Genomic DNA, 25,636 nt, shown 5'->3' on the forward strand with positions numbered 1-25,636 from the left:
ATGAAGCGAATTACGAAAATAATTACAGTTCTATTAATTGCTAGTATTACTCTCCTATCACAGAAAACTACGGGTGAAAAATTGTATCTCAAAGAAATAAAATCTCCAGAAACAATTACAGACACGATTGAATTTCAAAAACGTTATTCAGGTCTGGATAAATTCTTCTCAGATAAAAAACTCGGCTCTTACGTTGAGAACAAGAAAACTTATTTCAAATTGTTTACTCCTTCTGCTATAAAAGTAACCCTTTGTTTGTACGACAAACCAGAAAATAAAATCAGTAAAGAATATTTCTTAACAAAAGATGAAAATGGTGTTTGGGAAACTAAACTTGATGGGGAACTCTACGAAAAATATTACGGATATAAAGTTTATCATACCGGAGATGATCTTTCTAATTCGAATATGCCTGTGTGTGTAGATCCTTATGCAAAAGCTGTTACATCTTATACTACTTACATGAATCCGCGGCTTGCTATCGTTACAAAAGAAGAAAAATATGATTGGGAGGGAACAAGTTGGATCCAGAGAGATTGGCGGGATCTTATCATTTATGAAATGCACGTGCGTGATATAACCGCACATAAATCGTCCGGAGCTAAGAATCGCGGTTCATACAAAAGTTTAACAGAAAAAAATATTACCGGAGGACTCAGTTACATTAAATCTCTTGGGGTTAATACAGTTGAGCTTTTACCATCACAAGAATTTGGAAATATTGAAATTCCATTTAAGGATTCACTTTCCGGAAAATACAACACATGGAATCCATACGAACGAAATCATTGGGGATATATGACTTCCAACTTTTTTGCACCTGCTGCTTACTACAATGAAAGTTGGGATAAACTGAAATGGCATAGATGGATTGGGGAAGACGGTTCGCAGATAAAATCATTTAAAGATATGGTTAAGGCATTTCACAAAGAAGGCATTGCAGTAATGATGGATGTGGTCTACAATCATCTATCGGAATATGAGACAGGCAACTTAAAACAGATTGATAAAGAATATTATTTCAGATTGGATTCAAAGAGAAATTACATTGCCGAAAGTTATTGCGGTAATGATTTAAAAACCGAACGCCCGATGATGCGGCGGTTAATCATTGAAAGTATTTTGTATTGGATGAAAGAATATCACATTGACGGTTTCCGTTTTGATCTTGGAAAACTTTTAGATTGGAAAACAATTGAAGAAATTATTTCAGAAGCTAAAAAAGTAAATCCCAATGTTATTTTTACATGTGAACCCTGGGGCGGCGGATACGACCCTGCGGGATTTTCTTTACGCGGTTGGGCACCCTGGAATGATCAGATCCGTAACGGCATCAAAGGAGAAAATCCAAATAACGGACTCGGCTGGATCTTTGGTCAATGGTATGGAAATAATTCTCCGAAAAGAATTAAGAGTTATGTTAATGGAACATTAGTGCAAGACACTCTCGGACTTTTTCAGAAGAAAGAACATTCGGTAAATTATTTAGAATCACACGATGGTTATACGCTTGGTGATTTTATTAGACTAGGTTCCCGCGAAGTTGATCCGGAAAAAATAATTAAAGATGTAGATAAAAATGTAAAGCTTTCACCAAATCAAATGAAGCTTAATAAACTTGGTGCACTGTTCCTTTTTACCTCGCAAGGTATTGCTATGATTCATGAGGGACAGGAATTTGCAAGATCGAAAGTAATTCCGTTTAATATTAAAGCGAGTGATAACGATAGAGGCAAGATTGATCATAATTCATATAACAAAGACAACGAAACAAATTATATTAATTATAAACATGCTAAGATCAACAAAGAACTTGTTGATTATTACAAGGGATTAATCTCTTTGCGAAATACATATCCGGCATTTCGCCATGCTGAATATGAAAACATTATTTTCACCGACCATACAAAAAGCAAATTTGGTTTCAGCTACATTTTAAAATACGAGAAAGATGAATTCATAGTAATCTTCAATGCAGACCCAAAACAAGAATTAGAGTTTACTCTTCAGGTAGGAAGATATGATGTTTTAGTTGATAAAAATTCTGCCGGAACAAAACCCATGTATGAAGTTAAAGGTAAGATTATTTTAGAAACTACAACCGGAATGATTTTGAAACAAAAATAATTTTTCGTAGAGACGTCCCATGGAGCGTCTCCACATGGACAATTGTCAATTAAATATTGCCTTCCTCAACGAGCGTTCAATAGCATTTTTGAAATTAGCAAGATTTACCGGTTTCTGAAATACATACTCAACGCCTAATTCCTTATACTCAGCTTCAATGGATTTATTTATATCGCTGCTTAAAATAATTACAGGCGGTTTATATTTTAGTTCAGTAATGTTTAATTGTTTTACCAAATCGTAACCGCTCATTACCGGCATTTTATGATCTGTAATTACCAATGCAGGCAGAGATTGTTTAATGATCTCGAGAGCTTGTTTACCGTCAACCGCTTCCAATATATTGTAGTTTGATACCAAGCTCTTGATAAGTTTTGCATAGAGCATGCGGTCTGTTTTTGCATCATCAACTAAAAGAATATTCGCGGAAGCAACAGGAATTGAAAAAGTAAATGTTGTTCCTTTACCAATTTCACTTTCCACCCAAATTTCACCGCCGTGTTTATGGATAATATCATTTACTAAAGATAGACCTAATCCGCTTCCCTTCTCTCCTGCAGTTCCGCTTGTTGTATATTTAGTGTCTATCTTAAAGAGCTTAAAAATATCTTCTTTGCGAATTCCAACACCGTTATCTTTAACACTAAACTCAACTTGTTTCTTTTCGATATTTGCATGTGCACTTATACGTATTGTCCCGTCTGCTTTTGTAAACTTGATTGCATTCGATAATAAATTATTAAAAACTTGGGAAATCAATCCTTCATCAGCATGTATGTAAAAATCTTTTTCCAGTTCAGAGATAAGTTTAATTCTTTTTTGTATAGCAACTCCGGATAAAATCTGCATTGATTTATCTATTAAGTATTTTGCGTTGATCCTATCAGGTTCAAATTTGATACTGCCTGTTTGTAATCTTGTCCAATCTAAAAGCGAATTGACCAGACTCAACATACTTTTTGATGAATCTTGTATATACTGGATATACTGAGTTCTTCTCTCTTCTTCAATATCTTTATCATTTAGAAGAAGATCTGTGAACCCAAGAATTGAACTGAACGGCGTTCGCAAATCATGAGAGATAATAGAAATGAACCGGTCTTTTGTTTCATTAAGTTCTTGAAGATTCAGAGCAGATTTTTTTAATTCATCTTCGGCGCGTTTTGACAGACTAATATCACTTAATATTCCAAATATTTTTTGAATTTCTCCTTTTATATCGCGCACAAGTGTTATTCTGTTTTCGATCCAGATTATATTTCCAAGTGTGTCGATAATTCTATATTCAAACACTTCTGAATTTCTTACTATATCACCATAAAAATTGTAAAATTTATTTACTATTTCTTCTGTTTCATCGGGATGAATAATTTTTTTCCATAATGAAGAATCATTTAAATATTCTTCGGCGCTATAGCCGGTATTTTTTTTAACTGCGGGTGTATAAAATACTGCTTTTAATTTTCCGTCTTGTCTTTCGGCAGTCCAAATGCATTCATTAATGTTTTCAGAAATACTTCTATATCTTTCTTCGGAAAGCAATAACGCGCTTTGAGCTTTTTTCTCCTCGGTTACATCTCTCAAAACCCAGACTGCAAATCTTTCATTTTCAATTTGGTATAGAGAAACTGAATTTTCAACTTCTAATGATTCGTCATTTCTTTTTCTTCCTGTAAAGTAATAACGAGGAGGAGAATCTTTGCCGGCTTCTGTTAATTCCATGTAGCTGGAAATTTTTTCTCTGTCTTTGATATTTACGAACTCCAACGGATTAAGTCCGAAAATTTCGCTGGCACTCTTATATCCAAATATCTGAACGAAAGAGTCATTTACAAGTACGATTTTATTTTTACTTACCAATACTATCCCATCTAGTGAAGCTTCGAAGACAGAGCGGATCATCATCAAATCTTTTTCTGAATCTTTTTTAAGTGTGATATCAGTGAGGATGACATTGTAATATTGAACATTCCCGCTTAGATCGTTAACAGAGGAAAAGCTTGCCAGTACATAAAGCTTTTGCCCAAGTTTTGTTATTAGAGGAAGTTCAATTGACTGCATCTCCCTTTCAGCGATATCCTGGAAATCAAATTTTTCTTTTGATAAGAAATTCGGATCAACCAGATCTGAAAAAATGAGTTTTTTAATTTCATCTTTTTCATATTGAAAAACTTCAAGAAAGCGTGGATTGACATATGTAATTTTTTCAGAGAGATCTAGCGTGCAAATATATTCGTGAGAATTTGTAACGATATTTCGGAAACGTTCTTCGGATTTCTTGAGCAACACTTCATTCTTAATACGGTCTGAAACGCCGGTACACAAGAAAATTATTGTTTCATTTTCGTCTTCGCCAATTATTCCAATTTTAACATCATAGTATTCGGCAATACTTTCATCTTCGCTAATGTGAAATTGTTCTCTCCAAATTTTAGAGATTTTAATTTCCTTTAATAGTTTTTCGAAATAATTATCATTAAGAGTTGGAAAAATTTTACCAATATTTTTACCGTAAACTTCACTGCGGGTTAACCCAAAAAGTTTAGCAGCAGATTCATTCCAGAAAGTGATCTTACCGTTCTTGTTTGTCCCGATAAGACCGTCCATCACTGTTGCCGTTATCTGCTGGTATTTTGTAAGTTCATTTATCTCTTCTTCCGATAAGCCAACATGTTCGGAATCTTTACTCAAATCTTTTAATAAAAGAACAACCCAATGAACCTCGTTTCCATTATCACTAAAAGGTATGAGTGTGATACGGGCATTAATTTCTCTTTGATTTCGTATAAAGGGAATTTGTGTTGTAAGTACTTTATTTGAGGAGACTACATTCTCTAACAGTTTTTTAAATAGAATAGATGAGAGGTTTTGAGAAATATTTTTCTTGCTAGTATCTGTTTCAAATATAAAATCATAATTCTCGGCTTCGGAAGATTGCATTACTTTAATAGAACCTTCTCTATCGGTAACTAAATAAAAATCGCTTATCGTTCCGAGAAATTTTTGGAAATCATCTGTTTGAATCAAAGAAGTATAAGATTTTTCGGGACTGCTTTTTAGATCTTCAAGAACTAAAACACCGCCTGTATATTCTCCGTCAAGAACTACAGGAGCTCCTTTAAGATGAATTGAATATTTCCCTCCGCTTAATGTTTGTTTTGAAATAATTTCTCTTTCAAATGCTTGACCATTTTTTACTAAAGTTAGATCATCACGAATATCTGCATCGCTAAATAGTCTGTTCTCAAAAATACTTTTCCCTATTAGATCCTCGGGAATTTCACCCATAACCCCGCTGAATTGGAAAAAGGTTGTATTAACAAATTTAATTTTCCAATCGCGTTGAAATATTAATATTCCAACGGGTGTAAAATCAAGAATTTCCTTAAAAGAAAATTCCGATCTGGTTTTTTCAAAAGTTTTATCGAGCGATGATGACATTAAATAATCTCAAACTATATGTGTTATTAATTTATGAAATAGAGAGACTAAATTAAATAAGAAAGGTGGTTAATAGTTACTAAGTCAGCCAAACCTTGATAATTCAGCATGTTATTATCTGGCCGGTTAGATAAAACGGGAAATTTCATCTAATATTTTTGATGTAGCGCCAATGTTTTTCTCCACATAATCAGCGCAAATTTTACCTAAACTCAATCTTAGTTTTTCATCTGTGAATATTTTTCTGAGGTCCTTATATGCTTCTCTTTTATTTCTTACAACAATTCCGCCGCCGATTTCGGCCAGCTTAACTGCTTCCTGGCTGTTTTCATATTTCGGCCCAAACAAAATCGGTATTCCGTACACAGCCGGTTCTAGAACATTGTGAATGCCTTGCTTAAAACTCCCACCCACATAAGCAGCATGTGCATAAGTATATAGCGTAAGAAGTATTCCTATCGAATCAATTATGATTACACGTTCACCTTTATAATTGTTCAAATAGGAAAATCGGATTGAATCGAATTTACCTATAAAATTGTGTTCAGCAGATTCAATGTGTAATTCCGTCGGCTCATGCGGTACAATAATCGTAATTATTTCCGGATCTACTTCCATAAGTTTTATTAAAGCAGGAAGCATAACTTCTTCATCGCTTTCCCATGAACTGCCGATGACAAAAACTTTTTTACCATCAAAAAATCCATCCTTAAAAAGTTTTTTTCCTTTTGCTTGAAGACTTTTTTGATAAACGCGGTCGAATCTTGTATCTCCAACCGCTTTAATTTTATCTCCATCAATATTGAACTCTTTGAAATTTTCTTCATCACTATTTGAGACTGCTAATATTCTGGTTACATAAGAATAAAGCGCTTTGTGAAAACTCTTCGATATAATCCATTTGCGCGAAGTTTTAGATCTCATAGTTGCATCAACAATAAAACTCGGGATTTTTTTCTTTTCGAGCTGCCATATCATGTTTGGCCAAATATCATATCTCATAAAGACGGCTAAATTCGGTCTCACAAGATTTAGAAAACGGCTAGTCATAATTGGAGTATCGTAAGGGAAATATGCAATAATATCAGTGTGCGGATACTTTAATGAATTATTATAACCTGAAGGCGAAAAGAATGTAACAATAACATTTATTTTTTTTTCAGCACGTAATTTTTCAATAATAGGTTTAGCTTGTTCAAATTCTCCCATAGAAGAAGAATGAAACCAAATCATTTTTTTGCTGCGGTCAATTCCGGCAAGATCAATTATTAAATTCTCAAATAATTTTTTTCTTCCTTTAATTCCTATTTTAATTTTTTTATTAAAAAATTGAGCAATAAATAGAAATAATTTTACAAAAGGAATAACAATACCGTTATAGAAAAGATACCAGATGTTTTTCATAATCCTATAAGAAAGATTTTACATGATCAAAAACTGAATTCGGTTTAATCTCTTTCATACACTTAAAATGCGTTTGCCGGCACTTTGATCTTCCAATATGACTGCACGGTCGGCAAGATAAAGAATTATTTTCTAAGATTGAATTTTCGGATAGATACGGTATAAAACCAAATTCACTAACTGTTGAACCGAAGATTGCAGTAATAGGCGTTCTTACAGCCGTTGCTGTATGCATTAATCCTGAATCATTACAAATGATATGCTGACATTGCTTCATATCAATTGCTGTCTGCAAAAGATCATTATTGTTGCAAAGATTAATACTGTTTTCAATTTTAGAAGATATTGCTTTGCACAATTCCCGATCATCTTTTCCGCCGAAAATTACTATAGTGAAATGTTGACTGCTTAATCTATTTCCAAGTTTGATAAAATATTCTTCCGGCCACCGTTTTGTAAAATGTTTTGCGCCGGGACAAATTCCAATATATTTTTTACCCGCAGCCAATTGGGGATTTATATTTTTGGGAATGAAAAGATCCAATCCGTTATCATCAAGCTGAAGCGCTGCAATCTCGGCATAACGCATTGGTATTGGTTTAATTTCCTTCAGCAAATTAATTTTAGTCCATACTAATAATAATTTTTTAAAAGTCGGTTTCTTAAAACGTTTTACTTCAGTTCCTAATCCAAATGTAAGAGCACAGCTCCGTAAATTGTTCTGAAGATCAATGACCATATCATATTTCGTTTTATGGATTTGGTCTTTAATACTTTTTACTTTTTCTTTTTCGTAAAGGTAAAGAGAGGAGATGAGTGGATTGTACTGTAAAGAAGATGAGTATTGTTTCTTAACAACGTAATCAATCTGTGAATTGGGATATTTTTTATTTATTGCTCTAAGTATCGGTGTAGTGAGTAGAATATCTCCAAGCGAGCTTAATCTTATAATAAGAATTTTATATTTTGTTGAATCCGACAATAGGTTTAACCTTTGTTTTATATACAAATCTAACCAATTCAAGAATTGCTTCCAACCTGCTTACATCAAGAATCTCAAAAGAGTTGTTAGTCAAATGACTCTTGTTTATTTTTGTTCAATACAAAATTAGAAGGTTTTATCATGACGACATTACCGCCCCCAGCCACAAAAGTATTCCCTGAAAGCTCAATTGAAAAAAAATGTTACAACATTGTAGAAATGTTTAAGGAAAATATACCGATCATGAATGATAGGAACAGACTCGGATTTAATCTCTACAAATACATGACTGGCGAAGGTGATTCTCCCGAAATTTTAGTTAAGTCTACAAAGATTAAAATCGAAGGAATGACAAAAGCAGAACTTGCTAAACGATTAACTGAAGAATTGTCAAAAATCAATTTATAATTTAGAGCCTGCCTGTAGGCAGGTTCGCAATTTAATATCTGTCTCGCCCATCTTTTAAATACTTTTCTACTAGCAGAACATCTTCCATGCTTCCTATAAAGATCGGAGTACGCTCATGTAAACCAGTGGGTTGTATTTCTAAAATTCTTTCTTTTCCGTCACTCGCTCTTCCACCTGCTTCTTCCATTATGTATGCCATTGGATTACATTCGTACATTAATCGAAGTTTACCTTTTGGATTTCTTTTATCACCAGGATATATAAAGATGCCGCCATACAACAATGTGCGATGAATATCAGCAACCATCGAACCTACATAACGAGCTTGATACGGTTTCCCATCAAACAAATTTGATTGAAGATATTTTATGTAATTTTTTAATCCTTGCGGCCAGGTAAAATAATTTCCTTCATTAAGACTATAAATTCTTCCGTGACTTGGAATTTTAATGTCATCATGAGATAATAAAAATTCTCCGAATGCCGGATCTAATGTAAAACCATGAACGCCGTGACCGTGTCCCGATGTATAAACAAGCATTGTACTTGAACCATAAACCACATAACCGGCAACAACTTGCTGAAAACCTGGCTGTAAACAATCTTGAAGTGTTCCTGGTCCGTTGCCTGGGCTGATCCTTTTATATATAGAAAAGATCGTTCCGATGCTGATGTTTGCATCTATGTTCGATGAACCGTCGAGCGGATCGAAAAGCAAAACATATTTTCCAATTTTGTGATGCGGAGGTAAATGTATTATATCTTCTTCTTCTTCTGAAGCCATAACACAAAAGTATCCGCCGTGATCCATCGCTTTGATCAACATCTCGTGCGCATAAATATCAAGCTTCTTAACTTTCTCACCATGAACATTTTCATCACCGGTAAATCCGAGTATTTCCACTAGTCCCGCTTTATTTACTTCGAGAGAAATTAATTTTGCAGCAAGACTAAGTTGGAGCAGAATTGCCGAGAGTTCACCGGTTGCTTCAGGGTGGAGTTTTTCACCTTCCATAATATGGCGTGGTAATGTCATGAATCGTTTTGTTGCCATTAATTTTCTCCAGTAATTTTTCTATAACTTTTTGATGTTAAGCGAAAGCAATTTAATTAATAGAGTTTGATGTGTCAATCTATGTTTTAGATCTTAACATACTAAGAGATGTTTTGTCCAACTTCTTGATCTTTATACTGCAACTGATAAAGTTTGTAGTAAATTCCCCTTTTTGCCAGAAGTTCTTGATGTGTTCCAATTTCTTTTAATTCGCCTTTGTGCATTACAAGAATTTTGTCCGCATTCTGAATCGTAGAAAGACGATGCGCTATTACTATCGAGGTTCTTCCTACTAATAGTTTTTCGATAGCGTTTTGAATGATCTGTTCGGTTTCAGTATCAATGCTGGAAGTTGCTTCATCTAAAATTAGTATTTGAGGATTATACGCCAACGCTCTTGCAAATGAGATCAATTGTTTTTGTCCGACGCTGAGAGTTGCACCTTTTTCTTTAACAACTTCATCGTAACCGTTCGGAAGCTGAGAAATAAATTTGTGAGCTCCGACTGTTTTTGCCGCTTCTATTATTTGCTCATCGGTTATTTTTTCGTTACCGAGATTAATATTCGATTTTATAGTTCCAGAAAAAAGGAAAACATCCTGCAGCACAATTGCAATATATTTCCGCAGATCGCGTTTGTCTAAATTCCGAATATCTATTCCATCAAGAGTGATGCTACCTTTGGCAATATCATAGAATCTGGTTAGAATATTTATTATACTTGTTTTACCAGCACCGGTAGCGCCAACAATGGCAATGGTTTCGCCGGGATTAATTCTAAAAGAAACATTCCTTAAAACATAATCTTCGGGATTGTAAGCAAACCAAACATTCTTAAATTCGATCTCACCGCGAACTGTTGGAAGCTGTGAAGGATTATCCGGATTCTCAATTATTGTTTTATCATCCAAAAGTTTGAATATCCTTTCAGAAGAAGCCATTGCAGTTTGAAGAATATTATACTTTTCGGAAAGATCACGAACGGGACGCCAAAACATTTCAGTGTATTGAAAAAATGCAATTAAAACACCAACTGTCAAACGGCTCTGAATAACTTCTCCGCCGCCGTACCAAATAATAAGTCCAACAGAAATTACACTGAGCATTTCAACTACCGGGAAAAACACTGCATAGTAGAAAATGGATTTAATGTTTACAACTTTGTTATCGTCATTGATACTTGAGAATTTTTTTAGTTCTTCTTTTTCCTTAGAGAATATCTGCACAACATTCATACCCGTTACGCGTTCCTGCATATAAGAATTTAATCTTGCCAGGTGCAGACGAACATCTCTATATGTTTCGCGTACTTTTTTTCTGAATAAAAATGTTGCATAGATCAACACAGGCATTACCGAAAGAGTTACAAGAGAAAGATCCCATGCCATAGCAAACATGAAAATAAAAATCCAGACGATTACAAATATGTCGCTGAAAACCGAAACAATTCCCGATGAAAACATTTCGTTAAGTGAGTCAACATCATTAGTAACGCGGGTAACTGTTCTTCCAACTGGAGTTTTATCAAAATATCTTAAAGCAAGTTTTTGTACATGAGAAAATATTTGAACACGAAGATCATAAACAATTTTTTGCCCCATCAACTCTGTGTAATAAGTAAGAAAATATTGAATTGATGCTTGAAGTATTAGAGACACCAATAAAATTCCACAGATGATAAGCAACCCATGAAAATCATTATTCTTAATATTGTCATCGAAAGCAATTTTTGTTAAATATGGACGAACAGGTCCAAGTGCTGCGACAATAATATTCATAAGTATAGCAATGATTACGTACTTTTTATACGGCTTAACGTACTGAAGCAACCGCCGCATCAATTTTGCGTCGTAAGCTTTGCCTAATATTTCATCATCTTTCTGTGCTTCAGCCATTCTTATTCTTTCTAGTTCATTTCCAAAAGTTCTTTTTCTAATAACTGTTTTGCGTTGAGTTCAGAATAAATTCCGCCCTTGGCAACCAACTGTTCGTGATTTCCTTCTTCAACAATTTCTCCTTGATCAATCACAAAAATCTTATCGGAATCTTTAACAGTTGAAATTCTATGGCTTATGATTATGCTTGTTCGATCATTCATAAAATCTTTCAACTTCTTTAATATTTCTTCTTCAGTATTTGTATCAACTGCGGAGAATGAATCATCTAAAATTAAAATCTTAGGATCAATGGCTAATGCACGTGCAAGTGTGGAGCGTTGTTTCTGTCCTCCTGAAAGTGTAATTCCCCGTTCACCTAGAATTGTTTGGTAGCCAAGCGGAAAAGCAAACACATCTTTTGATAATTGTGAGATCTCGGAAACTTTATCAACAAGAGATTGATTCTCAGCATCTAATCCATAAAGAATATTTTTTTCTAATGTATCCGAGAAGAGAAAAGTTTCTTGAGGAACCATACCGATATTTTTTCTTAATACTTCAAGTGGAATCTTTCTCACATCATTTCCGTCTACCATTACCTGACCTTCAGTAACATCGTACAGACGCGGTAAAAGATTTATCAAACTTGTTTTACCTACACCTGTATTGCCGATAAATGCAATTGTCTGACCATGTTTTATTTTAAAACTTAAGTTCTTAAGTATCCACGGTAAATTTTCCGAGTAACGGAAAGAAACATTCTTAAATTCAATATCACCTTTAATTTCTTGTATGCTATTATCGGTATCCTCATTAGAAATTTCGTAAGGTTCATTTAATATTTTTAACAGGCGCTTCATACTTGCATCTGCCTGCTGGATCATATTAGCAACCCAACCGAAAGAAATCATCGGCCAAATTAAATCTACCAGAAACAACATAAATGCTACTATTACGCCAATGCTCAAAGTTTTGTTGATCACCATATTTCCGCCGGCTAAGACTACAATAATTGCCGAAAGTCCGGCTATTATAAAAAAGACAGGCATGAACAGCGCTTGAAGTTTTACTTGATCCATTTTACAATTTAGATATTCTGCACTCTCTTTTGTGTATTCTTTTATTTCATGATCTTCTCTCTCATAGGATTTTATTACTCTTATACCGGAAAAGTTTTCTTGAGCTTTAGTTGTAAGATCTGAAATTTTTTCTTGTATCCTTGTGTATTTTACATGCATTTTTTTCATTACGATGTATACCACAAACGAGAGAAGCGGCAAAGGCATAAGAGCATAAAGTGTTAGGAGCGGGCTAAGAGAAATCATTACGGCAAAAGTTAGAATAAATTTAATTCCGTTATCAATTGTGTACATAACCGCCGGACCAACATACATACGAACTGCGCTTATATCGTTCGTTGCATGAGACATAATGTTTCCGGTAGAATTGTTTTGGAAAAATCTTAATGGAAGTTTTTGGATGTGCGTCCAAAAGTCCTGCCGGAGATCGAATTCAATTTCTCTGGAAACAACAATTATTGTTTGACGAATAAAAAAACGGAAAACATTGCTGATGGTTGCGGCTACTAACAAAAGAATAACTAGGTTGATAATTACTTGAATATCATGTTGTTTGCTAAGCGAATCAATTCCTTGTTTTACATTTAAAGGTATATAAACGTTTGCAAGATTAGAGCCGAGAATAAAAATAATTCCTAGCACCAACTTGGTTTTATATCTAACAAAATATTTTTTAAGATGGGAGAGATTGCCAAACAAAGTTGAAAGAATCCTTTCTATCTTTAACAATTAAAATTCGAAATGTGTTCGAAACTCTACGCTCTTCGTTCTAGACTAGATTATCCTATTACTTCAAATCCGGTATATTTTTGTAACGCTTTGGGAACAATTATTTTCCCCTCCGGAGTCTGATAATTTTCAAGTAAAGAAACCATTAATCGGCTCGTTGCCAAACCGCTTCCGTTAAGAGTATGTACAAATTCCGGTTTCTTCGTTTCTTCTTTTCTGTATCTAATGTTCGCCCTGCGCGCCTGGAATGCTTCAAAGTTGCTGCATGATGATGCTTCAAGCCATTTGTTTTCTGCCGGAGACCATGTTTCTATATCATAACATTTTGCAGCCGAAAAACTTAAATCACCAGTACATAATAATAAAATTCTATAAGGAATATTTAATGCATGTAAAATATCTTCAGCATCTTTTACCATTAATTCCAATTCGTCATAAGAATTTTCCGGTTTGGAAAATTTTACCATCTCAACTTTATTGAATTGATGAACACGCAAAAATCCTTTTGATTCTTTTCCGTATGAACCGGCTTCTCTTCTAAAACACGGAGAGTAACCTACATATTTAATTGGTAGATCTTTTTCCGCAAGAATTTCATCACGATGAATATTTGTTATCGGTACTTCAGCGGTTGGAACCGGATACAAACCGTCCTTCTCGATAAAATACATATCATCTTCCAACTTCGGAATTTGTCCCGTTCCTTTCATTGATTCTCTGTTAACAAGAATCGGCGGAAAAATTTCCGAATAACCGTGATCTTTCAAATGAGTATCCAGCATAAAATTAATAAGTGCACGTTCAAGCGTAGCACCTTTTCTCATGTATAAAGGAAATCCCGAACCGGAAATTTTGGTTCCTCTTTCGAAATCCAAAATTCTAAGTTTCTTACCAAGTTCAACATGATCCAAAACCTTGAAATCATTTTTGTACGAGAATTCTTTTGGTAACCACTGACGGACTTCAACATTATCTTCTGCGGTTTTTCCAATTGGTACAGACGAATGAGCTAAGTTCGGTGTATGACGTAAAATATTTTCCAACTTTTCTTCAACATCGCGAAGCTGGCCATCTAGCAAAGCAACTTCATCACCGACTCGTTTCATTTCTGCAAATACCGATGATGTATCTTGTCCTGCTTTTTTCATTTGCGGAATTTGCGCTGAGACTTGATTCTTCTTTGCTTTTAGATCTTCCGTTTTTGATATGAACGATCTTCGTTGTTCATCAAGAGCAAGAACTTCATTAACAATATCTTTTTCGTTTTTATTTAGAAGTCCTTGTCTAACTGCTTCCGGCTTCTCACGAATAAATTTTACATCTAACATTTTTTCCTCTTCTTATTATCCGCGTAAATCCGTTTAATCCGTGTGCTATTAAATGGAACGCAGACAATGTGGATGTACGCTGATTTCATTTTACAACAATATTATAAATTTTATTTGGAACATAAATTTCTTTTACGATTTCTTTACCGTCCGTGTATGATTTTACTTTTTCATCGGCAAAGACAGCTTTCTTAACATCGGCTTCGGATGTATTAACTGCTAAATCAATTTTCGATCTTACTTTTCCGTTTATCTGAACTATAATAGTAATAATATCTACGCTCAATGCATTCTTATCAACATCAAACCAAACTGGATTTTCAAAAACGGATTTTTCTTTTCCCAACAATTGCCAGCATTCTTCTCCAAGATGAGGAGCTAATGCAGAAACCATTATTGCAAATCTTTCCAGAGTATAAGTTTGAAGATCTTTTGTGCATTCGCTCAAATTTTTAAGTCCGTTGAGCAATTCCATTAATGATGCAACAGCAGTGTTAAAACGGAAATGCTCTATCTCGATTCCTACTTTCTCCAAAGTTTGATTTGTCTTGCGGTAAATATTTTTTTCGTTGTCGTTCAATTCATTTAAATCATATTTCTCTTTTGCGGGATTTTCTTTTGCTAGATTTTTGTGTGCTTCAAACATTGTATAAGTTCTCTGTACAAAACGATCAACACCAACAATTCCTTTATCGCTCCAATCACCGCCAAGTTCGTACGGACCCATAAACATCAAATACATTCTGAACACATCGGAGCCGTATTGATTCAGTAATGCATTCGGATCAACAACATTGTCCTTCGACTTCGACATCTTTGCGCCTTGATTTGTAATCGTTCCTTGATGAATAAGTTTTTGGAACGGCTCATCGCTGTTTACCAATCCGATATCGCGCAAAAATTTGTGAATGAACCGCGCATAGAGTAAGTGCATTACTGCATGTTCTGCCCCGCCAACATAAGTATCAACTGGTGTCCATGTTTTTGCAAGATCGGGATCAAACATTCCTTTATCATATTTTGGATTTAGATAACGCAGGTAATACCATGACGAATCAACAAAAGTATCCATTGTATCAACATCACGTTTAGCATTACTGTTACACTTCGGACATTTTACATGAACAAATTCTTTATTGCCTGCAAGCGGAGAACCGCCATCGGGTTTGAAATTTACATTATAAGGGAGAACAACTGGCAATTGATCTTCGGGAACAGGAACCTCACCGCACTTTTCGCAATGGATAATTGGTATCGGCGTTCCCCAATATCTTTGTCGGGAAATCAGCCAATCACGAAGACGATAGTTAATTGTACTTTTTCCAATTTTCTTTTCTTCAAGCCACTTAATTATTTTTTTCTTTGCATCATCAACATAAAGACCGTTTAGAAAATCGCTGTTGATAGCAGGACCATCACCCAAAAATGCTTCACCTACAAAATCATCCGGTGGTTGAACAGTTCTGACAATCGGAAGATTGAACTTCTTAGCAAATTCCCAATCGCGTTCATCCTGCCCGGGTACAGCCATAATTGCACCGGTACTGTAAGTCATTAATACGTAATCAGCAATCCAGATTGGAATTTTTTTACCGTTAACCGGATTAATTGCAAACGCACCGGTTTGAATTCCCGTCTTCTCTTTAACAGTTGATGTGCGGTCAATTTCAGTCATTGATTTTATTGAGTCTTTGTATGCTTCAACTTTTTCTTTGAATTCCTTTGTAGTAAGTTTTTCAACAAGCGGATGTTCAGGTGCTAACACCATATATGTTGCACCGAAGAGTGTATCAGGTCTTGTAGTAAAAATTTTTATCTGATCATCGCTGTCGTCAATTTTAAAATTGACTTCTGCGCCGATGCTTTTACCAATCCAATTGGTTTGCATCAGTTTTGTTTTTTCGGGCCAGTCAATTTTATTCAAACCATCAAGAAGTTCTTCGGCATAATTGGTAATCTTAAAAAACCATTGAGTAAGATTTTTCTGCTCAACAGTTGTTCCGCATCTTTCGCAGGTTCCATCATTTAATACTTGTTCATGCGCAAGAACTGTTTGGCAGGAAGGACACCAATTTACGGGTGCATTTTTTCTGTACGCTAATCCTTTTTTGTATAGCTGTAAAAAGAGCCACTGATTCCATCTGTAATATTCGGGAACGCAAGTCATTAACTCCGCATCCCAATCATACATTCCACCCATCCGTTTAACCATTACACGTATATCATTTATGTTTTGCAACGTACTGTCTTTAGGGTGAACGCCGGTTTTGATAGCATAATTTTCTGCAGGAAGACCAAATGCATCATAACCGATCGGTTCAAAAACATTAAATCCTTTTAACTTTTTGAACCGTGCATATGAATCTGTCGGTCCGTAATTATACCAGTGCCCGATATGCATTTTAGCAGCGGATGGATATATAAACATAACAAGGCAGTAGAGTTTTTTCTCAGCATTGGTTAAGTCGGTCTTATAGACTTTCTTCTCTTTCCAAAATTTCTGCCACTTTAATTCGATTTCTTCAAAAGGATACTTCATTCTAATTGCAATATTTGTGAAAATTGGAGTCAAAGTTAGGAAAAATGGGGTGGGTTATCAAGAAAACATGTTAAAGACATATTATCACTCTTTTAATTTCTTTCTCCTTTTCATAATTTACTTACAAAATAAAAACCAACAGAGGCAGCGATGAAACGATTTTTTCTCATTCTATTATTATCAATATCAGCTTTAACGATCAGCGCACAGAAACGTGCTATGACAATTGAAGACATGTGGAATATGAAACGTATCACCAGTTTTGATCTTTCACCCGATGGAAAAAGTATTGTCTTTGCAGCAACCTCTTATGATATGGATAAGAATAAAGGGAATAGTGATGTATGGATGATAAGCAGTGAAGGAAAATATTTGCACGCTATCAAAAACTCAGAGGTCGGAGAGAGTGCGCCAAAATTTACCACCAATGGAAATAAGATCGCTTACGAATTTAAGAATAATATCTGGCTCTGTGATCTCGATGGATCAAACAATGTTCAATTAACAGATCTTTACACAGGTGCTTCCGGATTAGTTTGGTCTAAAGACGGAAAGTTTGCCTTATTTGTTTCAAGCGTTTATCCAGATTGCACAACTCAACTCTGCAACGAAAAGAAAGATAAAGAAGCAGAAGAAAGTAAAGTAAAGGCAAAAATATTTACCGAATTAATGTACCGTCATTGGAACGAATGGCGCGGGGATAAACGCAGCCACCTATTTCTTCTAAACGTTTCAACGAAAGAATATGTTGATCTAACATTAAACAGTAAGTTTGATGTACCTCCAATTGCACTCGGCGGAGATGTTGATTACGCAATCTCTCAGGACGGCAACGAAGTTGCTTTCACTATGAATGCTGACAAAGTTTTAGCTACGAGCACCAACAATGACATATTTATTACCAATGAGAAGTCCCCCGGATCCTACAAGAAAATTTCTGTTAGCGGTGGAAATGATAATGGTCCTGTTTATTCTCCTGATGGAAAATTTATTGCGTTTCATTCAATGGCCCGTGCGGGATTTGAAGCAGACAAACAAGCTTTAGTTCTTTACAACCGTGTAACAGGCGAACTAAAAAATGTAACCGAAAAACTCGATATCTCAATCGGACAGATTTTGTTTTCTCCAGATGGAAAATTTATTTATTACGATTCTGACCGCGAAGCGTTTCACTCAATTTATAAATACAATCTTGAAACCGGTGAAAACACTTTGCTTATTAAAGACGGAACGAACAGTTCAATGAAACTTTCTCCGGATGGAAATACGGTTTACTTTTTACGGCACAGAACAACTTTACCAACAGAAATTTTTTCAATGGATACAAACGGTAATAATCTAAAACAGATCACGAACATCAACAGCGATTTAGTTTCTAATATCGAGTTCGGCGAGTTTGATACATTTTGGAGTACCGGCGCAAACAAGGCGAAGGTTCAATCAATTATTGTAAAACCACCGTTTTTTAATCCGAATAACAAATACCCTCTAATGTTTTTAATTCACGGCGGACCCCAAGGAAACTGGGCGGATGATTTTCATTACAGATGGAATTTGCAAATGTTTGCTGCAAAAGGTTACGTTGTTGTTGCACCAAACCCGCGAGGTAGTACTGGCTACGGACAAAAATTTACGGATGAAATCTCCGGCGATTGGGGAGGAAAAGTTTATACCGATTTGATGAATGCTTACGATTATGCATTAAAGAATTTCAAATTCATTGATGCAAAAAATACTTTTGCTTCAGGTGCTTCTTACGGCGGATATATGATCAACTGGATCGAAGGACACACAACAAGATTTAACGCACTCTTTTGCCATGATGGTGTTTTCAATCTTGAAAGTATGTGGGGTACAACTGAAGAGCTTTGGTTCCCGGAATGGGAGATGAAAGGAACTCCTTACTCAAACCGAGCATTACATCAAAAGTGGTCGCCTCATCAATTTGCAAATAATTTTAAAACACCGATGCTAATTGTGCACGGCGCTCTTGATTATAGAGTTCCTGAAGGACAAGCATTCGAACTTTTCACAACACTTCAACGCAAAGGAGTACCGAGCAAGTTCTTGTATTTCCCGGATGAATTTCACTTTGTAACAAAACCGCAAAATGCCCAACTCTGGTGGAGAACTGTTTTTGAGTGGTTCGACCAATACAAAAAATAATCGGAGATCAAAATGGATTACGATGAAAGAGAATATCTGAACTCAACAGCAATTGATGAAAACAGTTTTGATACTGAAGAAAAAGTTAAGCGCGGCAATGATTATGTTGAAGATCGTCTCTGGGAAAAAGTCGAACGTGTAGGAAATAAAATTCGATTTGCAAATGAGGTAAAAGCATTATACCGATACATGGTTGATAAACATGTGCCTTGGTATCGTAAATCAATTGTTATTGCAGCATTGATTTATTTTATAAGTCCGATAGATGCAATACCGGACGTAGTGCCGCTGGTTGGTTATCTCGATGATCTTGGAGTGATTACAGCCGTAGTCAAGTTCATGGGTCATGAGCTTGTTCCCTATTATGATTAAGGAGTTTAATGAGAATAATTACAAATCTTGCTAAAAAATTCTTCCTTTTTCTATAAGAATTATTTTCAGAAAACTTAACTGGAAGTTGATTTACCTGAAACAAGTATATCTTCAAGGTATGAGAGGTGATGTTCACTGTCCTACCACCGGAAAAAATTATAAATGTTTTTTGAAGATAAGAACATACAATCAAACTCCGGATAACGGTGCACACAGCAGACACCGGTTAGTATGGCTCTTTTTAAAGAATGAAACAAAATATTCAGCGAAAATGTTGCTCTCCTTCATATTGCACCTGAGTACTGTTTTATAAATAAGTTTAAAGGCTTAAAGAACTTGAGCTACTTTCCCGGTGATAAAATGGTAGAAGGTTACGGCAAACAAGACGGAGTTGAATATTTAGATATTATGAATATGAATTTAAAATATAACTCCTTCGATTATGTCCTGTGTAATCATGTTCTTGAACATGCACCGGATGATAAAATAGCGATGAAGGAAATTTACCGTGTACTAAAAAAAGATGGAACGGCAATAATTACAATTCCAATCAATGAAAAGTTTGAAACGACCTACGAAGATTCGAATATTACTTCACCCCAAGAAAGAGAAAAACATTTTGGCCAGTGGGACCACGTTAGATGGTATGGAGTGGATGTTAAGAGAACTTTGGAAAACATTGGATTCAAAGTCGAAATGATCCGCTATGCCGAAAAATTTTCCGCAGAAGAAAATAGAAAATTCGGTTTGTTTAATGATTTTATTATATCATCAATAAAAAACTAATGCCATTGAAATAGAATCCTGAGATAGTACATTTATATATTTCTTTCTATTTACTTTTTATTTATCCTCCCATCTATTCTAAAAATAATTACAAAAAGCATTTCTTCCAATAAATTTGTTTTTACATAATCATCAACAACTTTTTTTATCTTTGTATAAACAACTGAGGATAGAATGAATTTTTCTGTAAAGAAATCCGAAATACTTTTCCATGGGAAAGTTTTTGATGTGAAAGTTGACGAAATAGAATATAATGGAACAGGCAACAAATCTTTCAGACAAGTTGCAGTGCATCCGGGCGGTGCAGTTGTATTGCCGTTAAAAAGTGATGGTAAGTTTGTTTTGATTTCTCAATACCGTTATCCGCATAACGAAATACTTTTAGAACTCCCAGCCGGTAAACTTGAAAAAGATGAAGATCCATTTATATGTGCCACCCGAGAACTTACCGAAGAAACCGGTTATACTTCGAACAAGATTACAAAACTTGGAAAGATTTATACTACTCCGGGTTTCTGCGATGAAGTTTTACATATCTATCTTGCCGAAGATTTAACACCAGGGAATCATGCGCGGGAGGAAGGTGAAGAAGGAATGGAAGTGGTTGAACTTACTCTTGATGAAATCGAAAATAAAATCAGTAATGGAAAAATTGTTGATGCAAAAACAATTTGTGGAATTCATTTCCTTAAAAGAAACTCTTGATTTCCGATAGATGGAATAATTTTTTTATCAGAGCAGAGAATTAAAAAGATTGATTATTCTGGGATAAAAACTTTCAAAGTTAGGATATTTAACGCGATCGTTTTCATATTCAACCATTAAGGTGTCAAGTTTTTGGATATATATAAAACCCGAACTCATCTCCTGGCTGATTACCATGTTTTTATAAATTTCCCCTCTCAGCTTCAAAGCTAACCTTGCAACAACAGTTCTAACTAAATGTTCATTCACACAAGTTTCCCATTGAGAGTATGCTTGCGCTTGCATCTGGGTTTTGATTGGTTCGTACAGTGCCTTCGAATTATTAATCTGAGCAGAATATTTTGTCGTAACTGGATTGACAAACGAATGACTGAACTCGTGCAATAATATATAGAGAAGATAATCTTTGTTGCCAAATGAGAGGGAACCATTTGCGTAAGCCATTGGCCCGGCAACATTATAAACATCCAATCCTTCTGCATTCTCGACTTGAGGTCCATAACCACCAGTGTGGAAAAGTGGTGCAGGCAAAATATTATAGCTGTGTTTTTTTTCGCCATAATAATCTTCCAGCAGCTTTGTATAGTTTGTATCTCCAATTGTTTTAATCATATCATTTTGAATATGATTATAGAATTTTTGTTTGCTGTTGTAGAACTTCATAAAATCAGTATCTTTTGCAAAAGCTCTAAGTTTATCTGCAAAATCTTTTAGAACAGATTCGCCGCCAGCGCGTGTTATAAGATAATCTGAATAAGGTGTGATTTGAGTAAACTCCGGCGGATTGCTATGGTAAAGTACAAATGCTACTGGTGCATCATATGTAAAATTGCTGTTAGTCAATGCTTGCGATTTTTGTATAGCAGGGTGATTGGAAAAATTCGAGAAGTAATTATCAATATCATGCTTGTAACCAATATCAAATTTTGTGTGTCTCTGGCTAGCCCATGTGGTAAAATGTTGAACTACCGCAAGCAGTTCCATCCTTGGATCAACTTTTAGATTGAGACCTGGCGGATTTGGTAATGCATAATCTTCTTCTTGATCAATCGGATTTGAATCAACAATATTATCTTTAGAACAACTAAGGAAAAAAAAGAAAATTATAAATATGGAAGAAATAAGTAACCGATTCATATTACCAGTTCATTATTTAGATGAATCTTTGAAAGCAGAATTCAGTTTGTAAAATTTTTCAATGCTCCACATTCATTATTCGTTAGTAAGTTCATCCAACTCAACTTTATGTAAGTGAGTTATTTTCTTACCAAGAAATCTTTCCGCTACTTCTCTGAATTTTATCGGTACATCACTAACATAAAATTCACTTTGTCCGTGATTCACTGACTGGTTCCGCAGTTGTCTTCCATTCAAATAATCTTCAACCAATCTTGCCGCAGGAGTTCCGGAATCAATCAGCTTAACATTTTCTCCAACAACTTTTTGAATTACATCTTGAAGTATCGGATAATGAGTACAGCCAAGAATTAAACTATCTATTTTCTTTTTGTGAAACTCTCCTAAATATTCCTTAGCAACAAGCTCGGTTACTTTGTGATCAAGCCAGCCTTCTTCTGCAAGAGGAACAAACAAAGGACAAGCTTTCTCATAAACTTTTACTTTTGGATTTAATTTCTTCAGCTCATGCGCATAAGCTTTATTATTGATTGTCGCACGTGTTCCAATTACTCCTACTACCCCATTCATGGATTCTTGAAGCGCCATTTTTGCACCGGGTTCAATCATCCCAATGACCGGGATCGTTAAAAATTTTCTTAATTCTTTAAGCGCAACAGAAGATGCAGTATTGCAAGCAACAACAAGCAGTTTAATATTTTTCCTTAATAAAAAATTTGCCGCTTGAAGAGAATATTCAACAACAGTATCGTTAGATTTTGACCCATACGGAACGCGTGCAGTATCACCAAAGTAAACAATGTTTTCGTTCGGCATTAATCGTGTAACCGATCTAACAACAGTTAATCCGCCAATACCTGAGTCGAAAAAACCAATCGGATTTGTTTTATTCATGAAATTCAATTTATCACCTATAACATTTCTTCAATTGTTTGATTTAATTCGTGAGTTATTAATTGATAAACATCGGTAGAAATCTTTTTTCTATTGCGATCGAGAATATAAAATGAATCTACAACATCATCCCCCTTGGTAGAAATTTTTGCAAAGTAAATCGAAAGACCAAGTTCGTTCATTTTTTTTGTTATTTGATAAAGAAGCCCGATACGATCTGGAGAATAAATATCTATGATTGTATACTTATCATGTTTCTCAAAAACAATTTTGATCTTTCCTTTCCTTTTAAAAAGCTTATTCTCTATTCGCCACCACTTAGATTTTATTTTGTTAAACTCTTTTATGATTTGTAATTCATTCTCTACGGCAAGATAAAGATCATTTGTAATTTTTGGATAACGCGCCTCATCAACTATGCTGCCGGTTCTGAAATCTGAAACATTAAAGCTATCTATAACAATTCCGTCCTTACGCGTAAATATTTTTGCATCGTGAATATTCAGATCATTAATTGAAAGTGCACCGCACATTCGAGAAAGCAATGCTTCTGAATCGCGTGTAATTATAGTTACCACCGTAAAGTCGCTTTCCTCCTTAAAGAAAACAGAAACCGGCGATCCTTTTTCAATTTCTTCAATATGGCGATTGATTTCTTCTGTGGAAAAATGCTGCAGATAACTTATATCATTTATTGATTCAATATGATCTTTGAATGATTCTTCCGAATAAACATCTGAACTTTGTATTAAATCTTTTAAGTTGTATGAAAGTAATTCCTGCCCGCTGATTCTATCATCCAGCATTGTTTTTGTTTTTCGGTATAACTCGTTTAAAAGATCGCTCTTCCATTGAGTCCAAACGACTTGTGAGACTGCCGAGAGATCAGCATAAGTGAGTAAATATAAAAGATCGAGCCATTCTGAATTAGGAAAGAACTCCGCAAAACTATTTAACGTTGATGGATCGTTAAGATTACGGCGGAATGCCACTTGTTCCATTGTTAAATGATGGCGGACTAAGAATTGAACCGTTTCAATTTCTTCAAAGCTGTAACCGAGCCGCTCCATAATTGAATTTGCTATCTCAGCACCTATGATTTCGTGCCCAGACAAACTTATTGGTTTAGCAATGTCATGAAAAAGAACTGCGAGATATAAAATATCTTTATTCTTTATACCCTGAAATAATCTGCCAAGTAATGAAGTTTCTTCGGAAAGCATTTCAAGTGTGGACAAAGCAATTATCGTATGTTCATCAGCGGTATAACAATGATAAACTCCAGGCTGAAAATATCCGACCAATTCCTTAAACTCAGGAAGAAATGTACCGAGAACACTAAGTTCATTCATAGTTGCTAAAGTTTTTCCAACATTTTTGGGAAGTTTAAGAATCTCGCGGAAGAAAACAGATGATCTTGCTTCTAAAATTTGTGTTTCTTCATGATCAATAACTGCTTCAATAATTTTTGTTCGGAGATGTTCATCAAAACGTGCATCGTATAATCCTCTATAATATAATGCGCGTAAAATTATAGACAACGAAAGTTCAGTTTTACTTGTCTGATAAATGACATTCCCCTTGAGGGAGAAATCATCATCAAGATGGATTAATAAGAAATCGCTAATAGGTGATGTAAATTCCTCACTGAAACGTTTTATCATTGTGCTGGTAAATCTTTTTATGATATTCGCCGCATCGAAATATTTTCTCATGTAGGCATGCCAGCCGTCTCCTGAAAAACCCAATACATTTGCAATTTTTTCTTGATAGATAAATTCGAGCCGGTCATTTTTATATTTACTAATCAAGTGAAGATGATTGCGGGCATTAAGAATTAAACGATAGCTTTCCTGCAATCGTGCAGCCGCGCGCGGTATTAGAATCTTATTCTTTTTAATAATGCTTAAGAAATTTTGCGTCTGTGTAATTTCTTCTTGAGAGGTGAGCATCAAATCATTTTTTAAGGTAAATATCCACTCAATAACTTGAAGATCGCGCAAACCGCCGGCAGTATATTTAACATTCGGCTCTAGTACTTTTGCGGACTCGCCGTATTTAGCATAACGAAGTTTTATGTCTTCAAAAAAATCGAGAATTAATTTCTGCTTGTGTTTTTCAGTTAAAGAATCAAAAATCTTTTTGTTCCATTTGTGGTAAAGCTTTTCATTACCGAGGATATATCTCGTTTCAAAAAATTGTGTGAAGGCATGCAGATCTTGATCAAGAAATTTTTGAATATCGGAAAAATCACGAATTGTATGGGAGACCTCTATGCCGGCATCCCAAAGCATAGTAATACAATTATTAATTAATCCTTCGTTCCCATCTACTTTTTCAAAAATGAACATCAGATCTATATCGGAGTAAGGAGAAAGTTCGCGTCTGCTAAAACTTCCGACTGACGCAACGGCACAATTAAGTTTTATTCCTTTCAATACTTTTAGAATATATTCTTCAACAAGTATACTCCACTTAACGGAGAATTTAAACGGATCTTTGAGAAGATTCTCGGTGTTGAAGATTCTATCCCGGTCCTCGAAAAATATTTCTTTAAGTTTAAGTAGTTCCATAATTTAAAAATTGGGCGAGTCCCTCTCGCCCATAA

The 25,636-nt window shown here is 35.0% G+C and carries 17 protein-coding genes; 6 read left to right on the top strand and 11 right to left on the bottom strand.

Annotated elements, in window-relative coordinates; all coding sequences use genetic code 11:
- Positions 1-2,127 carry an alpha-amylase family glycosyl hydrolase gene (locus NTZ27_07765; GenBank protein ID MCX6174628.1) on the top strand — a complete coding sequence of 709 codons (2,127 nt, stop codon included), beginning with the start codon at positions 1-3 and terminating at the stop codon, positions 2,125-2,127.
- A 45-nt stretch (positions 2,128-2,172) separates the two neighbouring features.
- Here the strand turns inward: NTZ27_07765 and NTZ27_07770 are convergent, their stop codons facing one another.
- From NTZ27_07770 to waaF, 3 genes are all read right to left on the bottom strand, one after another.
- Positions 2,173-5,568: a PAS domain S-box protein gene (locus NTZ27_07770; protein MCX6174629.1), complete on the bottom strand. Its 3,396-nt coding sequence runs from the start codon at positions 5,566-5,568 to the stop codon at positions 2,173-2,175.
- A 126-nt stretch (positions 5,569-5,694) separates the two neighbouring features.
- Positions 5,695-6,972 carry a 3-deoxy-D-manno-octulosonic acid transferase gene (locus tag NTZ27_07775; GenBank protein MCX6174630.1) on the bottom strand — a complete coding sequence of 426 codons (1,278 nt, stop codon included), beginning with the start codon at positions 6,970-6,972 and terminating at the stop codon, positions 5,695-5,697.
- A gap of 4 nt (positions 6,973-6,976) precedes the next feature.
- Positions 6,977-7,954 (bottom strand): lipopolysaccharide heptosyltransferase II, encoded by a 978-nt coding sequence (gene waaF, locus NTZ27_07780; GenBank protein ID MCX6174631.1) that lies wholly within the window; start codon positions 7,952-7,954, stop codon positions 6,977-6,979.
- A gap of 141 nt (positions 7,955-8,095) precedes the next feature.
- On the opposite strand from waaF, the gene NTZ27_07785 reads away from it, so the two are divergent.
- Complete coding sequence (locus NTZ27_07785; GenBank protein ID MCX6174632.1) at positions 8,096-8,362, top strand: hypothetical protein; 267 nt, start codon at positions 8,096-8,098, stop codon at positions 8,360-8,362.
- Between the two features lie 31 nt (positions 8,363-8,393).
- Here NTZ27_07785 and fbp read toward each other — a convergent pair whose 3' ends face one another.
- From fbp to leuS, 5 genes are all read right to left on the bottom strand, one after another.
- Positions 8,394-9,416, bottom strand: coding sequence for a class 1 fructose-bisphosphatase (fbp, locus tag NTZ27_07790; GenBank protein ID MCX6174633.1), 1,023 nt, complete (start codon positions 9,414-9,416; stop codon positions 8,394-8,396).
- Between the two features lie 101 nt (positions 9,417-9,517).
- Positions 9,518-11,311 (bottom strand): ABC transporter ATP-binding protein, encoded by a 1,794-nt coding sequence (locus NTZ27_07795; protein ID MCX6174634.1) that lies wholly within the window; start codon positions 11,309-11,311, stop codon positions 9,518-9,520.
- 11 nt (positions 11,312-11,322) lie between these two features.
- The gene (locus tag NTZ27_07800; GenBank protein MCX6174635.1) at positions 11,323-13,101 is read right to left on the bottom strand and encodes an ABC transporter ATP-binding protein; all 1,779 of its coding nucleotides are present in this window, start codon (positions 13,099-13,101) and stop codon (positions 11,323-11,325) included.
- 50 nt (positions 13,102-13,151) lie between these two features.
- Positions 13,152-14,429 carry a serine--tRNA ligase gene (gene serS / locus NTZ27_07805; GenBank protein ID MCX6174636.1) on the bottom strand — a complete coding sequence of 426 codons (1,278 nt, stop codon included), beginning with the start codon at positions 14,427-14,429 and terminating at the stop codon, positions 13,152-13,154.
- Between the two features lie 85 nt (positions 14,430-14,514).
- Entirely contained in the window at positions 14,515-16,968 is a 2,454-nt protein-coding gene (leuS, locus tag NTZ27_07810; protein MCX6174637.1) for a leucine--tRNA ligase, read from the bottom strand.
- Positions 16,969-17,118: 150 nt separating this feature from the next.
- Here leuS and NTZ27_07815 point away from each other — a divergent pair, with 150 nt between their 5' ends.
- The 4 genes from NTZ27_07815 (at position 17,119) to NTZ27_07830 (ending at position 20,997) form a co-directional block, all read left to right on the top strand.
- Positions 17,119-19,134: a S9 family peptidase gene (locus tag NTZ27_07815; GenBank protein MCX6174638.1), complete on the top strand. Its 2,016-nt coding sequence runs from the start codon at positions 17,119-17,121 to the stop codon at positions 19,132-19,134.
- Positions 19,135-19,146: 12 nt separating this feature from the next.
- Positions 19,147-19,506: a YkvA family protein gene (locus tag NTZ27_07820; protein MCX6174639.1), complete on the top strand. Its 360-nt coding sequence runs from the start codon at positions 19,147-19,149 to the stop codon at positions 19,504-19,506.
- A gap of 360 nt (positions 19,507-19,866) precedes the next feature.
- Entirely contained in the window at positions 19,867-20,292 is a 426-nt protein-coding gene (locus NTZ27_07825) for a class I SAM-dependent methyltransferase (protein ID MCX6174640.1), read from the top strand.
- Positions 20,293-20,466: 174 nt separating this feature from the next.
- A complete protein-coding gene (locus NTZ27_07830; GenBank protein MCX6174641.1) occupies positions 20,467-20,997 on the top strand; it encodes an NUDIX hydrolase in 531 nt (176 codons plus the stop codon).
- Between the two features lie 27 nt (positions 20,998-21,024).
- Here the strand turns inward: NTZ27_07830 and NTZ27_07835 are convergent, their stop codons facing one another.
- From NTZ27_07835 to NTZ27_07845, 3 genes are all read right to left on the bottom strand, one after another.
- Positions 21,025-22,134, bottom strand: coding sequence for a DUF4932 domain-containing protein (locus tag NTZ27_07835; protein MCX6174642.1), 1,110 nt, complete (start codon positions 22,132-22,134; stop codon positions 21,025-21,027).
- 75 nt (positions 22,135-22,209) lie between these two features.
- Positions 22,210-23,028 carry a glutamate racemase gene (gene murI / locus NTZ27_07840; GenBank protein MCX6174643.1) on the bottom strand — a complete coding sequence of 273 codons (819 nt, stop codon included), beginning with the start codon at positions 23,026-23,028 and terminating at the stop codon, positions 22,210-22,212.
- Between the two features lie 17 nt (positions 23,029-23,045).
- The gene (locus tag NTZ27_07845; protein ID MCX6174644.1) at positions 23,046-25,601 is read right to left on the bottom strand and encodes an HD domain-containing protein; all 2,556 of its coding nucleotides are present in this window, start codon (positions 25,599-25,601) and stop codon (positions 23,046-23,048) included.
- Between the last annotated feature and the right edge of the window lie 35 nt (positions 25,602-25,636).

The organism is Ignavibacteriales bacterium, from assembly GCA_026390775.1.
In the GTDB taxonomy this organism is placed as follows: Bacteria; Bacteroidota; Ignavibacteria; order Ignavibacteriales; family Melioribacteraceae; genus Fen-1258.

What these genes read in the sequence shown, in the direction of transcription:
- NTZ27_07820 (MCX6174639.1), top strand. Translation starts at nt 19,147, where the DNA reads ATGGATTACGATGAAAGAGAATATCTGAACTCAACAGCAATTGATGAA.
- NTZ27_07775 (MCX6174630.1), bottom strand. Translation starts at nt 6,972, where the DNA reads ATGAAAAACATCTGGTATCTTTTCTATAACGGTATTGTTATTCCTTTT.
- NTZ27_07835 (MCX6174642.1), bottom strand. Translation starts at nt 22,134, where the DNA reads ATGAATCGGTTACTTATTTCTTCCATATTTATAATTTTCTTTTTTTTC.
- NTZ27_07830 (MCX6174641.1), top strand. Translation starts at nt 20,467, where the DNA reads ATGAATTTTTCTGTAAAGAAATCCGAAATACTTTTCCATGGGAAAGTT.
- murI (MCX6174643.1), bottom strand. Translation starts at nt 23,028, where the DNA reads ATGAATAAAACAAATCCGATTGGTTTTTTCGACTCAGGTATTGGCGGA.
- NTZ27_07845 (MCX6174644.1), bottom strand. Translation starts at nt 25,601, where the DNA reads ATGGAACTACTTAAACTTAAAGAAATATTTTTCGAGGACCGGGATAGA.
- fbp (MCX6174633.1), bottom strand. Translation starts at nt 9,416, where the DNA reads ATGGCAACAAAACGATTCATGACATTACCACGCCATATTATGGAAGGT.
- NTZ27_07815 (MCX6174638.1), top strand. Translation starts at nt 17,119, where the DNA reads ATGAAACGATTTTTTCTCATTCTATTATTATCAATATCAGCTTTAACG.
- leuS (MCX6174637.1), bottom strand. Translation starts at nt 16,968, where the DNA reads ATGAAGTATCCTTTTGAAGAAATCGAATTAAAGTGGCAGAAATTTTGG.
- NTZ27_07825 (MCX6174640.1), top strand. Translation starts at nt 19,867, where the DNA reads ATGGTAGAAGGTTACGGCAAACAAGACGGAGTTGAATATTTAGATATT.
- serS (MCX6174636.1), bottom strand. Translation starts at nt 14,429, where the DNA reads ATGTTAGATGTAAAATTTATTCGTGAGAAGCCGGAAGCAGTTAGACAA.
- NTZ27_07770 (MCX6174629.1), bottom strand. Translation starts at nt 5,568, where the DNA reads ATGTCATCATCGCTCGATAAAACTTTTGAAAAAACCAGATCGGAATTT.
- NTZ27_07795 (MCX6174634.1), bottom strand. Translation starts at nt 11,311, where the DNA reads ATGGCTGAAGCACAGAAAGATGATGAAATATTAGGCAAAGCTTACGAC.
- NTZ27_07765 (MCX6174628.1), top strand. Translation starts at nt 1, where the DNA reads ATGAAGCGAATTACGAAAATAATTACAGTTCTATTAATTGCTAGTATT.
- NTZ27_07785 (MCX6174632.1), top strand. Translation starts at nt 8,096, where the DNA reads ATGACGACATTACCGCCCCCAGCCACAAAAGTATTCCCTGAAAGCTCA.